Genomic DNA, 12,789 nt, shown 5'->3' with positions numbered 1-12,789 from the left:
GATCACCGGCCCGGGATCTCGATCGAACGGTCGCCATCGGCCAGCTCGGTCAGCGTGAACCACCGGCCCTCCTCGAAGCAGCGGAACATCACGGTCTCCACGGACGGCAGGTACTCCTCCGACAGGCCGGTGTCGGGCTGGGCGCGTTCCAGGAGGCGCTGCAGGCACAGCACCAGCCAGGCGCCGTCGGCGAACGAGCCGCCGAACTCGGCGTGGTTGTGGATCCAGGTGAGCATCACCGACACCATCGCGTGGAGTTCGCAGTACCGCTTGGCGCGCCGCAGTGCCGCCGCCGAGGTGATGTCCTCGGGGTCCTCCCGTACGCTCGCGTGCAGTTCGGCGCGCAGGTCGCCGATACGGGAGACGAGGGTGGCCAGGTCGGCGGCCACGTCGGGGGCGGCGAAGACGCGGGCCGTGGACAGCAGGGTCTCGGCGGTGGCCTCGTACTGCCGGCCGATCTCGTCGTGGCCCTCGTTGGTGAGCTGGAGCTTGCGGCCGTCGGGCTCCCACGTGGGCGGGGTACGGGTCCAGCTGAACAGGTCGGCCAGCATCTCGTCGGACGGTTCGGGCTCGACCTGGTCCACGATCAGGAACGGCAGCTGGGCCGCGACGTTGGCCAGGTTGACGTGCGTGGTGCCCTCGAAGATGCTCGCGATCGCGTGGTCGCGCTGCAGCTTCTGGAACACGCCGTGCGCCACGCCTTCGCGCAGGTAGCCGCGGGCGGCCAGGACCGCGCCGATGCTCGCCACGACCTCCTCGCCCTGGACGGGGACGAAGTACTTGACGATGGACGACCACAGGCTGAGCCGTCCGGGCGCGACGGTGAGGGCGCGCGCCACCGGTATCGCCATGCATTCGGCGATCAGCAGGTCGAGATGGGCCTTGACCAGATGGTCGCGGATGACGGGGATCTGGTAGATGCCGGCCCCGTACAGGGTGCGTTCCCGGGAGTACTCCATCCCGATGCGCACGACCGCGTCCATCGTCCCGATCGACAGGGCCGCGATGGCGGTACGGGTGATCTGCAGGGTCTTCAGCGTCTGGACGAGTCCGGCTCCGCGCCGTCCGACCACGCATTCGCCGGGCAGCCGCGCGTTCTCGAAGGCGATCCCGCTGAGGTCGTGGCCGCGCAGCCCGAGCGTGCGGACCGGTGGCAGCACCGACCAGGTCGCCGGGTCGAGCTCGTCCTTGTCGACCAGGAGCAGGGAGAAGTCCCTGGCGCCGGTCTTGGCGTAGGTGGTGACGAACCGGCCCCGGGTGGCGTTGCCGACCGGCCACTTGGTGCCGTTCAGGACCAGGGAGTCCTCGTCCTCGCCGATCCTGCCGCTGGCCGCCGCCTCGCACGCCATCACGTCACTGCCGTGATCGGCCTCGGAGACGCCGAAGCAGGCCAGGTCGCCGCGCAGGATCCCGTCGGCGACGATCTTCTGCTGCCTGCTGTCGCCCCACATCCAGACCGGGTTCACGGCGAGCAGCCCCGACCCGTACATCACGGCGATCGTGAGGCTGCGCCGCGAGATGCCGCGGGTGACGAAGAACAGCTCCTCCAGGGTGGCCAGGCGCCCGCCGAGCTGGACGGGCACCAGGTACTCGGGGAAGCCCCAGGCCCGTACGGTCTCGACCGCGCCGCGCGGCAGTTCGTCGCGCTCCTCGGCCTCGACGATGTCCTTGTACGAGAAGGGGCCGGCGTCGTCGTCCATCGGGTCGCCGAGGTAGCCGTCCAGATCGGCGGCGATCCGATGGGCCGGGGTCAGCTCTGCGCGGGGGGACACTTCGCTTCTCATCGTTCGCTTCCCTCTTCGTGGCCTTCTGGGGCCGGCGCGTGGCCTCCTGGGCCGGGCCTACGCCGAGTTAGGGCATTGCCTGGGCATGGCGCCGCCGGGCGCCCGCCGATGTTCCGTAGGGCTCGCCTCACCTGGTCCCCCGTGGTCCGGGTCAGGCGAGCGCCGCGTGTTCCTCCATCCGCCTGCCGACCGCCCGGGCGAGCGTCATCGCCGCGGGCAGCGGCCGGACCATCACGGTCAGGTCGACGACCAGACCGGAGTCGTTGAAGGTGATCAGGTCGACTCCCTGGACGGCCTTGCCCATGACCCGGGCGTTGAAGACCAGCGCCTGGGCCTGCGCTGCGTCAATGGGAGCGCCATCGATAGGGGCTGCGTCCAGATGAGCCGTGTTGGGATGAGCCGTGTTGGGATGAGCCGTGTTGGGATGAGCTCTGTCGGAAAGGGCAGAGCCGGCCAGGTCGTGGGTGTAGTGGAAGTCCTCGAAGGTCTCCAGCAGCACCCGCAGCAGGTCGGTGACCGCTTCCCTGCCCTGGTACGGCTTGACCATCACCGGGCTGCGGAACTCGATGGCCGGATCGAGGGTGCGGGTGATGGCGTCGAGGTCCTTGGCCTCCACCGCGGCACGGAACGTTCCCGGTGCGGTCACGCTCCCCACCCGGCTTCCGCGTTGAACCGTACGGTCACGACCGGGGCGGGCGCGGCGGCGGCCGCGACGACCGTCGTCATGGCGGGCGGCGCCATGGTGAACGGTACGGCCTCGGCCAGGCCGTGCGCCCAGAGGCGGTAGCCGTCGGGCGAGGGGTGCAGCCCGTCGGAGGCGAAGAGCCGGCTGTCGTCGGCCATGCCCGGGTCCATCGGGACGTGGATGGCGCCGTTGGCGGCGGCGACCTCCCGCATGATCCGGTCCATCGCGCGCGCCCTGCCGCCCATCACCCGGCGCAGCGGCTGCGGCAGCGCGGGGAAGCGGTGCACCGGCGGCATCCCGGCGACCAGCAGCTCGGCGTCGCCGTACCGGCCGCGCAGCGAGGCGACCAGCTCGGTCAGATCGGCGGTCCAGGTCTTCAGCGGGCGCCGCCTGATCAGGTCGTTGATCCCGACGGTGAGCACCACCAGGTCGGGGGACGCGCCGTTCAGGGCCGGGACGAGATCGGTCACGACCCGGCGGGCGGTGGCGCCGTTCCGGCCGGTGACCGACCAGGCCACGCTGCGGCGGAGGCGTTCGCGGAGCGCTCCGGCGAGGAATCCCGGCAGCGCCTCGGTGTGCCGGACGGCGCCGACGCCCGCGGCGGTGGACTCGCCGATCACGATGAGCCGGAGGGCGGGGCCGCGGCCGGGGACGGTACCGCGCTCGGCGCCCGACGCGGGATCGAGCCGGGGCGTGCGGCGGGCCGTACGGCGGGCCTGGAGCAGGAGGATCGGCGCGAGCAGCACCGAGAGGGTCGCACCTGATCCGGTGCGGGGTTGGGCGACGGTAAAGGAGAGTGCGCTCTTCATCTCTACCCCAGACTGTGGCGGTCCCGTTCTGTGGTGGTCCCCGATCTGTGCTGCCCCCGAGCCGTGCTGTCCCCGATGTGTGGTCATGACGATGCCGGTACGGCCCGTTCCGCGAGCAGGTCCCTGACGATTCCAGTGATCACTTCCGCGACGTGGGCATGGCCCACGGAGTTGAGGTGGATCCCGTCGAAGCTCCACAACGACGGGTCGGTAACGGCGGACACCGCGGCCGGTTCAAGGAATGTCATCCCGAATGCGCGGGCGTTCTCCCGCAACTCTTCGTTGACCTCCCCGATACGTTGCAGAATCCGGCCTTTCCTGAAGTTGGAGATGATGGTGCGCTCCAACAGCGGCGGATGCGGGACGGGTGCGGCGACGGCGATGGCGCCGGCGGCCGCCGCCCAGCCGAACCACTCCTTGACCAGGCCGTGGATCCGATGCCTTTCGAATCCGTTCAGCGCGTCGTTCATGCCGCAGTTGAGCAGCGCCAGGCGGGGCCGCAGGCCCCGGACGGCGGGCAGTTGGTCACCGATGACGTCCGCCATGGTCGCGCCCGGGCCGGCGACGTTGACGACGCCCTCGCGGGGCCAGTCCAGGTCGCCGGCCAGCCGTCCGGCCCAGCCGATCCAGCCGCCGGCCGGGGCCGGGTCGTCGCGGCCTTCGGCCAGGCTGTCGCCGAACACCACCATGGGGTTCATCAGGCGACCAGTTCGAGCAGGTAGTCGGTGAGGGTGTCGACGGTCCCCCGGCGCCGGGCCTCCGCGACGTCGACCTCGACCTGAAGGTGGTCCTCGATGTCGCTGACGATGCTGATGGCGTAGACCGAGTCCACCCCGTACCGGGCCAGCTCGACGCCGGGGTCGATGCCCTCCGCCGGCTTGTCAAGGTAGAACGCGACTTGGTCAATAAGCCACGTCCGTAGCTCGTCTCGGGAAATCATTTGCGCACTTTCCATCGCATTACCCTTCCGCTAGGGTCATCTTCCTTCGACTGCGATCGCGATCCTTCGTGATTTCCCCGATTGGTCAAACGCATTGAAGGTAACAGCCGAGGCACGGTCCGGTCACGGTGCCTGTGGCGGCCAAGTTGATTTCAAGTCCATAACGTAAAATCAGACACCCGCGAATGGGACAGTTCGGGCCGAGCATCATCATGTTCATAATGGCTGTCAAGCAAAAACTCGCCATCTCGGCGCCCGGACGGTGATTTTCTCCCGAGAGGCCCCGCCACCTCGTGCGACGCGCGCTCGCCCCTGAGAGAACCCGGCAAAACGGACACGGTTGGGACGTGGGCGCTCCCCGCAACGGCAGCGAGCCCGCACACTGTCCGGGGTATTTGGGACACGCTATGTCAGTGATGTTCGCCGTTGATCGGATACCCGGCGGTATGCACCAACGCACGCATCGTCAGCGGAAGATCACCCGGCGCGACGCTCGGTGCGTCTCGGACCGGTCCCGGCAAGCGACCGGCAGTGCGTTACGTCAATGCGGCCCGAACACAACCGCCCATCGGTGACCGCCCGATTCCCGGGTCCGGCCGTGTCACGCCCGATCCGCCCCGTCCGTCCCGTGCTCGGGCTCACCGTCGGCGGCCTCACCCTTGCCCGTGAAGGCGTCCCAGAGGAGCGCGGCGGGCTCGGCGACCGTGAACAGCGACTCGGCACGGGAACGGTCACCGTCCAGATGGGTGAGGGTTTGCACACCGAGGAACATCGCGACCGCGGCCGAGCCCAGTTCGCGGGACGGGACCATGTCCTCGAAGGCCGTACCGGCCACCATGCGCCGCGCGACCGTGGCGGCGAAGTCCACCCACGGCTCGACCTGCGCGAGCAGTTCCTCGCGCAGGCGGGGGGAGGTGGACGCGGCGGCGAAGAGTTCCTGTACGGCGGCGATGTGCCCCTGTGCCGCCATGTCCTCGGCGTACAACTCGCGCAGGCGGGCGAGCAGGCCCGCGGCGCTCGTACAGGACCCGAGGGCCTCCTGGTACGACTCCATGCGCAGCCGGCTGGTGTGCCGCAGGGCGGCGAGGAGAAGGTCCTCCAGATCCTCGAAGTGGTAGTAGATGACGCCCGGCGCGAAGCCGCCGGTACGGGCGATCGACCGCGCCGTCGTACCGCCGTGGCCCTCGGCCGCCAGCGTGCGGATGGCCGCCAGCAGCAGGCGTTCCTTCGCCTCCTCGCGCCGGGCCATCGTCAGGGCACCCTGCGCGGCTGGACGCCGGCCTCGGCCAGGTACGGGTCCAAGCGCCGCGCGAGCCGGGCCAGATGGTGGCTGGGCACCTGGGGATAGAGGTGGTGTTCCAAGTGGTACGTCAGCTCCAGGAAGACGGCGGGGACGACCCGTCCGCGCAGGGTGTGCGTCTGCGTCAGCGGCGTGTCCCCGTAGTGGCGGTGCGGGAGATGGACGGTCAGCAGGGGATAGACCCAGCTGCCCACGATCATCATCGTGGCGTACACGAGCAGTCCCCGCCAGAAAAGCACCCCCATGGTCACGGCCAGGAGCGGCACGGCCGCCTCGGCCAGCAGCCAGGCGCGCGGCCCGGCGCCGCCTCGCCGGTACGCCCACCACCAGAGGCGCACGAGGAACACCGGGCCGTACAGGATCGCGCCGAGCGCGCTCAGGTCGGCCGGACGGCCCTCCGGGTCCTCGTCGCTGGGGAACGTCCGGTGATGCTGCAGATGCGTGGCGCGGTAGGCGTGCCCGCTCTCCAGCAGGACCGCTCCCAGGAAGAAGAGCGCCCATTCCGACGCCCTGCGGCCGAGCCCCAGCGAACGGTGCACCACGTCGTGCGTCGCGGTCACGACGGCGACGAAGATCCCGAACGCGATCAGCGGGGTGATCCACCACCAGCCGAGGGACGCGGCGAGCGCGAAGAGCGCGATCCCCGCGTACGGCAGGGACAGCGTGAGGAGACGGCGGGAACGCGTCGTGACCAGCAGGTCCGGGCCGAGATCGGCGAGTTTCGGGGTCATCGCCGGCTCGCCTTCCTGAGGGCCCGCTCGGCGACGGTCCTGCTGCCGAGCGCGCAGGCGACGGTGCCGAGGCCCGGCCATGTCGAATCGCCCACGAGCCAGAGGCCGGGCACTCCGAGGGTGTGCGGGATCGCGTTCTGGTTGGCGTTCCCGGGTGTCTGGCGCGCGCCGCCGACGGCACCGCGAGGCCGGAACGCGAAGCGCTCGTACGAGCGGGGCGTGCCCACCTCGCAGATCCGGGCGCGCGCGCCGAGTTCCGGATGTACGCGCCTGGCCAGTTGCACGAGGCGTCCCCCGATCGCCCGCTTGCGCTCCTCGTAGGCGGGCGTGGTGAGACCCTCCCAGCCGGCCAGTTCGGTGTGGGTGGAGACCATCACGGCACGGTGGCCGGGTGGCGCGCTGTCGGTGTCCCCAGGCGCCGAGACCGAGACGAACATGTTGTTGCCGTCGCCCAACGGCCGCCGGTAGTCCTGCAACAGCTGGTGGTGCGTGAACTCCTGCCCGGCCACCTCGTCCTCGGGTACGCCCAGGAACACGACGATCGCGCCGCCCAGGTCCTTCTCGTCCCGTTCGACATAGGGACCGAGGCGCCGAGCCAGGGCCGGTACGACTCGTGCTGTCGTACGGGCGGGCAGCGCGCTCACGACCTGTTCCGCGTGGACGACGCCACGTTGCGTGTGGACCTCGAACGCCCCGGCCTGGCCGAGCACCCGCTGCACCTGGCAGCCCACCCGCAACTCCCCGCCCAACCCCCGATAGTGGGCGGTGAAGCGGCGCCAGAATCCCCGCATGCCGCCGTCGGCGCGAGTGAGCCCGGCCCCACGGATGGTCACGCCGAGGGCTGCGTTGATGTACGGCGCCCGGTCGACGGTGCTGTGCACGGTGTCCTCCACCAGCATCGACAGCAGTCCTACAAGCGGCGCGTCACCGCGCAGGCCGTGCCGTACAAGGGCGTCCCCGAGCGTCGCGTTCATGTGGCGCGCCAGCGGCAGGTTGCGCGGTCCCAGCGCTTTCAGGTTGTGGACGGCGTCCGCGGGCCGCCGCAGTGGCAGCCGTACTCCTGCACGGCTCGCGTCCCAGAACACCTGCGCGATCCGGTCCAACTCGGCCCAGAAGGCACGGTGCCTGGGAGTGTCGCCAAGCGCGCGCAGCCGTTCGCGGTGCCACGCCTCCGCATCCCGGTAGAGGGTCACCTTGCGATCGGGCAGCCATCCCACATAGCCGGGCAGCGCCTCCCCCGGCACCGGATCCATGCCGACGCTGTCCAGCAGTTCCGCGCCGACCCCGCCCGGCTCGAAGTCGACCATCGTCGTCGCGCCCACATCGAACGAGAAGCCCCGCCGCCGGTAGTAGCCCGCGCAGCCGCCCACGTGGCCATGGGCCTCGATCACCACCGTCGACAGCCCCGCCGCCTGCAACCTGGCGGCCGTCGCCATCCCGGCCAGGCCGCCGCCGAGCACGGCCACCTCACACGACACCGGGAAGCGCGCGGACGCTCGCCGTGCCGGCCGTTCTTGAACGTCTGTTCTGAACATATGTTCAAAATCGGGGGCGCACGAACGGCACGTCAACACCGCCGACCGCATGTGGCCAGTGGTGCCGCCGTGCCGCCGCGCCGGTCCTGTTTCCGATTCCGGACTGTGGCGAGGGCCTGATCAGGGCTTATGCAGCATTACCGGCAGCGAGCGGTGCCCGTTGGAAATGAACGAGTCCACGGGCCGCAGCTCGGCCGGGTCGACGGCCAGGGCGACATCGGGGAAGCGCTCGAACAGCGCGGGCAGCGCGACCTCCGCCTCAAGCCGTGCGAGCGGCGCCCCGAGGCAGAAGTGCACCCCGTGCCCGAACGCCAGGTGGTCCTTGGTCTCGCGGGTGATGTCGAACCGCCCGGCGTCGGCCCCGTGCAGGCCGGGGTCCCGTCCGGCCGCCGCGTACGCGGCCATGATGGCCTCGCCCTTGGCGATGACGATCCGGTCCGGCCCGGCGCCCTCGATCGCGATGTCCTCCGTCGCGTACCGCAGCGGGAGGTTGGCGACCGGTGCCTGCCAGCGCAGCGTCTCCTCGATCACCTCGCCCCACAGGTCGTCTCGGGTACGGATCAGCGCGCGCTGCGCGGGATGGGTGAGCAGGGCCGTGATCGCGTGGTCGAGCAGGTTCACCGTCGTCTCGTGCCCGGCCGAGATCATCAGGATCAGCGTGTCGACCATCTCGGTCTCGCTCAGCCGCGAGCCGTCGTCGTCCCGCGCCATGACGAGGCCGCTGGCCATGTCGTCGCCGGGCACCTCGCGCTTGCGGGCGACCAGTTCCACCAGAATCGCGTACAGCTCCTGCTGGTTGGCGACCGACTCCTCCGGCGTCAGGGACGTGTTGAACACCCCGTCCACGCACCGGCGCAGGGCCGGGCGCGTCTCCTCGGGGATCCCGAAGAGCCGGCAGATCACCTCGATCGGCAGCGGGTAGGCGAAGCCCTCGCGCAGGTCGGCCGTACCGTCAGGGGAGGCGGCCAGCCCGTCGAGCAGCCCGCCGACGATCTCCTCGATCCCCGGCCGCATCGCGGCCACGTGGCGGGGCGTGAAGGCCTTGGACACCAGCGAGCGCAGCCGCCGGTGGTCGCCGCCGTACGCGGTGAACATGTTGCGTACCGACACCCACAGCGCGAGCGGCCAGTCCGGCGGGACGTCCCCGTCGATCCAGGCGGGCCAGTGCTGGTCGGCGTCCTTGGACACGCGCGGGTCCGCCAGCAGCCGTCGCAGCGGCTCCTGCTCGGTCACCGCCCAGGCCACCACCCCGCCGGGCAGCTCCACTCGCGTCGCGGTCCCGCGTTCCCGAAGCCGGTCGGCCTCGGCCTGGATGTCCTTGCCGTTGGGGTCGATGACGTACGGACGGGCCTGAGGTCCCATGAACTCTCCAGACAGCGGATGTGGTCAAGACGGGACGAACCACCCGACACTACAGAGCGTCCACTCTGCCCACCGGGTCAGAAACCTGTCGGAACCGGAAGTCAGGCCGCCTTCCTGCGGCGCTCCTCAGTCAAGACGGCCACGGCGACCGGATCCGGTCACTTCCACCGCCTGCAGCAGCCCCCACACGAAGTGCGCCATGTACGCCGACCCCTCGGCGGCGAACCCCACGTGCCACCGGCTGGGGACCTCGCCCGGCGCATGTTCCACCGGCGCGAACAGCCGGTCCATGTCCCCCACGACGCACGACCACGGCGCGAGGTCGTCGACGGTCTCCAGCCCGGGGACCGGTACGTCCGGGGCCCTGACCAGCCATTCCTGCATGATCGTGCCGTCCGGTGCGGTCATCGCCTCGTACCGCAGGTCGGGCCAGAGCCAGAGCGGCCACTGCGCGATCTCGCACTCGACGTCACCGAACCGCCGGATCTCCTCGTTCGCCGGCGGCCCCAGCACCACCGCGAGGCGGCGGCGCCCGTTCGGAAAGGCGCGTGACCGGACCAGCCGCTGCCACCGGGCGTTCACCTCGCGCATCTCCGTCCGCGACGCCCCCAGCGAACCGGCGGCCGCCGCCACCAGATCCGGCTGGTAGTCCGCCATCCGGCGGAGCAGCACCAGCTGGAACTCCCGCCGCGCGAACCCCTTCATGCCTCCACCTCTACCACCCGACGGTGAAACGGGTGCGGTGGTGCTTGGGGCGCTCGGCCTCGTCCAGGAGGGCCACGGCGAAGTCCTCCATGGAGATGGCCGAGTTGCCGTCGGCGTCCACCACGAGTTCATCGGCGCCCAGGCGGTACCGGCCGGTGCGGTTGCCGGGCTCGATGAGCGCGGGCGGGCTCACGTACGCCCAGTCCACGGCCGTTTCGGTCCGGACCACGTCGAGCTGGGCGGCGCAGGCCAGCGCGATGGGACGCCAGGACGCGGGGAAGTCCGGAGCGTCGACCACCAGGGTCCCGGTGGACGGGTCGGTCAGGGTGGCGGATCCGCCGACCAGCAGGAGGCGGACGCCGGTACGGCGGAGACCGGCCAGCAGCGACTCCGTGGTGGTGACGAGGTCCTTCTCGCGGCCCGCACCGGGACGGGTCGCGCTGATGACGATGTCCTGGCCGGCGCTCAACGCGATGACGTCGTCGATGTTGGCGGCGTCGCCCGTACGGGTCCCGGGGTTGGGCGTTCGCGAAACGGCGGTGACCTCATGGCCACGGGCACGGGCCTCGGTGACCAGTCGGCGTCCGACGTTGCCAGTGGCTCCGAACACGGTGATGCGCATAGCGGTCTCTCTCAGGCTCTCGGGTGACGTGCAGGCTGCAGGATCAGGCGTGGGTACGGACGCGTTCGAGGACCCAGAGGACGAAGGTTCCGGTGGCGAGCGAGCCGCCCAGGACGCTCACGCCCGTCCAGCCGGCGCTCACCCAGACGATCGAGGTGAGGGCAGAGCCGGTGGCGCCGCCCGCGAAGAAGGCCGTCATGAACGCGGAGTTCAGCCGGTTGCGGATCTCGGGACGCAGCGCGTAGATGACGTTCTGGTTGGCGTTGAGCAGGGACGACTGCGCCACGTTCAGGACGAGGACGCCGCCGATGAGCCACCACATGGACGCGCCGCCCGCGCCGACGGCGAGCCAGGACAGGGCCAGCAGCGCGGTGCCGGCGCCGGTGAGCCACTGGACGAAGCCGCGGTCGGCCAGCCGGCCGGCGGCCAGGGTGGACAGCGCCCCGGCGACGCCCACCAGGCCGAACAGCCCGATCGCGCCCTCGGACCAGCCGTAGGTGCCCGCGAGCAGGAAGGTCACGGCCGTCCAGAGCACGTTGAACGAGGCGAGCGAGAGGGCGGCGATGCCCGCGCGCCAGCGGAGCAGGGGCTCGGTGCGGAACAGCGCGAAGGTCGAGCGCAGCAGCGCGGGGTAGCGCAGCCCGGCCGGGGTGTGCAGCTTCGGCAGGTGGCGCCGGAGGAGGACGGCCACCACGATCATCAGGACCGCGTTCACCCAGTAGACCGTTCGCCAGCCGCCGAGTTCGGACAGCGCGCCCGAGGCCGTACGGGCCAGCAGGGCGCCTAGGAGGAGGCCCGTCATCACGGTGCCGACGACACGGCCGCGCTGTTCGGGGGCCGCGAGCGTGACCGCGTACGGGACCACGACCTGGGCCGCGACCGAGGTCAGCGCGGTGAGCGCGGTTCCCAGCAGCAGGATCGAGCCGTTGGGGGCCAGCGCCGTCAGGACCAGGAAGGCCGCCGTGGCGCCGAAGAGGCTCACGGCCAGGCGGCGCCGTTCCACCAGGTCGCCCAAGGGGACCAGCAGCATCAGGCCGAGCGCGTAGCCGACCTGGGCGGCCGTGACGATCAGCGCGGCCATGGTGGTGCTGAGCCGCAGCTCGCGTCCCATCAGGTCGAGCAGGGGCTGGGCGAAGTAGTTCCCCGCGACCGACAGGCCGGTGGCCACGGACATCAGGAGGAGCAGCCCGCGACCGAGCGCCGGCTTGGCGGTCTGAAGTGGCCGTTCGACTGCCTGCGTGACCTCGGCTGCCTGCGTGACTTCGGCTGCCTGCGTGACTTCGAGTGTCTGCGTCATGAGAAAGAGCCTGGTCGATCGGCATTCATGAGTCCAACACATGTTTGTCATCAGAACGATCGTGATACAAGATGGATCGCGTGGACCTGCAGCAGATGCGGTACGTGGTGGCCGTGGCCGAGATCGGGAACTTCACCCGGGCGGCCGAACACTGCCTGGTCGTCCAGTCGGCGCTGAGCCATCAGATCGCCCGGCTCGAACGGGAGCTGGGCGCGCGGCTGTTCGACCGGACGAGCCGCCGGGTCCGGCTGACCCCGGCCGGGGAGGCGTTCCTGCCCGCCGCCCGGCAGGCCCTCGAAGCGGCGGATCGGGCGCGCGCGGAGGTGGCCGCGGCGGCGGGCGAGATCCGTGGACGGCTCGCGATCGGCGCCATCCCGACGGTCGCGGCGGTGGATCTGCCCAAGGCGATGAAGGACTTCCGCCTGCGGCATCCCGGCGTACGGATCACGCTGCGGGTGGGCGGGAGCGAGGCACTGGCCGAGCAGGTCGGGCAGGGCACCCTGGACGTGGCGTTCCTCGGCCTGCCGCAGGACACCCGTCCCAAGGGGGTCCGGAGCCACGAGCTGGCGCGCGGCGAACTCGTCGCGGTCGTCGGCCCCGGGCATCCTCTCGCCGGGCAGGACGAGACGGACCTGGAACGGCTCGGGGAGGAGACGTTCGTCGACTTCCCCGCTGGTACGGCGGGCCGCGCCCAGTCGGACGGGGCGTTCGCGGCGGCCGGGATCCGCCGCGTGGTCGCGTTCGAGGTGACCGCCGTCGACTTCATGGCGCGCATGATCCGGGAGGGCCTGGGCATCGGGATGCTGCCCGCCGCGTTCGTGCCGCAGGTCCCCGACCTCCGGGTCCTGAAGGTCCGCGAGGCGCCGACCCGGGTCGAGTACCTGGTGTGGAGCCGCTTCCGGCCCGCACCGGCCGCCGGCGCCTTCCTGGCCGCACTCGGCGTCCCCTTCGAGCCCGCCCCGTGATACTCCGTCGACTCGTGGCGTGTTCGCCTTTCAATCCCCGCGAACAGGCGAACA

The 12,789-nt window shown here is 71.0% G+C and carries 13 protein-coding genes; 1 reads left to right on the top strand and 12 read right to left on the bottom strand.

Going from position 1 to position 12,789, the window contains the following annotated elements; all coding sequences use genetic code 11:
• Nucleotides 1-2 precede the first annotated feature (2 nt).
• The 12 genes from ACH34Q_RS44335 to ACH34Q_RS44280 form a co-directional block, all read right to left on the bottom strand.
• A complete protein-coding gene (locus ACH34Q_RS44335) occupies nt 3-1,784 on the bottom strand; it encodes an acyl-CoA dehydrogenase family protein (protein WP_395989264.1) in 1,782 nt (593 codons plus the stop codon).
• A gap of 151 nt (nt 1,785-1,935) precedes the next feature.
• Nucleotides 1,936-2,430, bottom strand: coding sequence for a nuclear transport factor 2 family protein (locus ACH34Q_RS44330; protein ID WP_395989263.1), 495 nt, complete (start codon nt 2,428-2,430; stop codon nt 1,936-1,938).
• A complete protein-coding gene (locus ACH34Q_RS44325; protein WP_395989262.1) occupies nt 2,427-3,278 on the bottom strand; it encodes an SGNH/GDSL hydrolase family protein in 852 nt (283 codons plus the stop codon). The genes ACH34Q_RS44330 and ACH34Q_RS44325 overlap by 4 nt, the downstream gene beginning before the upstream one ends.
• Before the next feature lie 83 nt (nt 3,279-3,361).
• Nucleotides 3,362-3,976 carry a GDSL-type esterase/lipase family protein gene (locus ACH34Q_RS44320; protein WP_395989261.1) on the bottom strand — a complete coding sequence of 205 codons (615 nt, stop codon included), beginning with the start codon at nt 3,974-3,976 and terminating at the stop codon, nt 3,362-3,364.
• Nucleotides 3,976-4,218 carry an acyl carrier protein gene (locus ACH34Q_RS44315; protein ID WP_395989260.1) on the bottom strand — a complete coding sequence of 81 codons (243 nt, stop codon included), beginning with the start codon at nt 4,216-4,218 and terminating at the stop codon, nt 3,976-3,978. Before ACH34Q_RS44315 ends, ACH34Q_RS44320 begins: the two co-directional genes overlap by 1 nt.
• Before the next feature lie 601 nt (nt 4,219-4,819).
• Nucleotides 4,820-5,467: a TetR family transcriptional regulator gene (locus tag ACH34Q_RS44310; protein WP_395989259.1), complete on the bottom strand. Its 648-nt coding sequence runs from the start codon at nt 5,465-5,467 to the stop codon at nt 4,820-4,822.
• Nucleotides 5,468-5,469: 2 nt separating this feature from the next.
• Entirely contained in the window at nt 5,470-6,249 is a 780-nt protein-coding gene (locus tag ACH34Q_RS44305; protein WP_395989258.1) for a fatty acid desaturase family protein, read from the bottom strand.
• Nucleotides 6,246-7,784, bottom strand: coding sequence for a phytoene desaturase family protein (locus ACH34Q_RS44300; RefSeq protein WP_395989257.1), 1,539 nt, complete (start codon nt 7,782-7,784; stop codon nt 6,246-6,248). Before ACH34Q_RS44300 ends, ACH34Q_RS44305 begins: the two co-directional genes overlap by 4 nt.
• A gap of 120 nt (nt 7,785-7,904) precedes the next feature.
• Nucleotides 7,905-9,146, bottom strand: coding sequence for a cytochrome P450 (locus tag ACH34Q_RS44295; RefSeq protein ID WP_395989256.1), 1,242 nt, complete (start codon nt 9,144-9,146; stop codon nt 7,905-7,907).
• 126 nt (nt 9,147-9,272) lie between these two features.
• A complete protein-coding gene (locus ACH34Q_RS44290) occupies nt 9,273-9,851 on the bottom strand; it encodes a hypothetical protein (RefSeq protein WP_395989255.1) in 579 nt (192 codons plus the stop codon).
• A 10-nt stretch (nt 9,852-9,861) separates the two neighbouring features.
• Nucleotides 9,862-10,473 (bottom strand): NAD(P)-dependent oxidoreductase, encoded by a 612-nt coding sequence (locus ACH34Q_RS44285; protein WP_395989254.1) that lies wholly within the window; start codon nt 10,471-10,473, stop codon nt 9,862-9,864.
• A gap of 43 nt (nt 10,474-10,516) precedes the next feature.
• The gene (locus ACH34Q_RS44280; RefSeq protein ID WP_395989253.1) at nt 10,517-11,770 is read right to left on the bottom strand and encodes an MFS transporter; all 1,254 of its coding nucleotides are present in this window, start codon (nt 11,768-11,770) and stop codon (nt 10,517-10,519) included.
• Between the two features lie 80 nt (nt 11,771-11,850).
• Between ACH34Q_RS44280 and ACH34Q_RS44275 the strand changes: the two genes are divergently transcribed.
• Nucleotides 11,851-12,735, top strand: a complete 885-nt coding sequence (locus ACH34Q_RS44275) for a LysR family transcriptional regulator (RefSeq protein ID WP_395989252.1) — start codon at nt 11,851-11,853, stop codon at nt 12,733-12,735.
• Nucleotides 12,736-12,789 lie beyond the last annotated feature (54 nt).

The organism is Actinomadura sp. 9N407, assembly GCF_044326315.1.
Classification (GTDB): Bacteria; Actinomycetota; Actinomycetes; order Streptosporangiales; family Streptosporangiaceae; genus Spirillospora.
The sequence above is the reverse complement of the archived record's forward strand: the minus strand, read 5'-3'. Positions and strand labels throughout refer to the sequence as shown.

Bases quoted from the DNA above. Each gene is read 5' to 3' on its own strand.
- ACH34Q_RS44295 (WP_395989256.1), bottom strand. From the start codon at position 9,146: ATGGGACCTCAGGCCCGTCCGTACGTCATCGACCCCAACGGCAAGGAC.
- ACH34Q_RS44290 (WP_395989255.1), bottom strand. From the start codon at position 9,851: ATGAAGGGGTTCGCGCGGCGGGAGTTCCAGCTGGTGCTGCTCCGCCGG.
- ACH34Q_RS44280 (WP_395989253.1), bottom strand. From the start codon at position 11,770: ATGACGCAGACACTCGAAGTCACGCAGGCAGCCGAAGTCACGCAGGCA.
- ACH34Q_RS44320 (WP_395989261.1), bottom strand. From the start codon at position 3,976: ATGAACCCCATGGTGGTGTTCGGCGACAGCCTGGCCGAAGGCCGCGAC.
- ACH34Q_RS44310 (WP_395989259.1), bottom strand. From the start codon at position 5,467: ATGGCCCGGCGCGAGGAGGCGAAGGAACGCCTGCTGCTGGCGGCCATC.
- ACH34Q_RS44305 (WP_395989258.1), bottom strand. From the start codon at position 6,249: ATGACCCCGAAACTCGCCGATCTCGGCCCGGACCTGCTGGTCACGACG.
- ACH34Q_RS44300 (WP_395989257.1), bottom strand. From the start codon at position 7,784: ATGTTCAGAACAGACGTTCAAGAACGGCCGGCACGGCGAGCGTCCGCG.
- ACH34Q_RS44315 (WP_395989260.1), bottom strand. From the start codon at position 4,218: ATGATTTCCCGAGACGAGCTACGGACGTGGCTTATTGACCAAGTCGCG.
- ACH34Q_RS44325 (WP_395989262.1), bottom strand. From the start codon at position 3,278: ATGAAGAGCGCACTCTCCTTTACCGTCGCCCAACCCCGCACCGGATCA.
- ACH34Q_RS44335 (WP_395989264.1), bottom strand. From the start codon at position 1,784: ATGAGAAGCGAAGTGTCCCCCCGCGCAGAGCTGACCCCGGCCCATCGG.
- ACH34Q_RS44285 (WP_395989254.1), bottom strand. From the start codon at position 10,473: ATGCGCATCACCGTGTTCGGAGCCACTGGCAACGTCGGACGCCGACTG.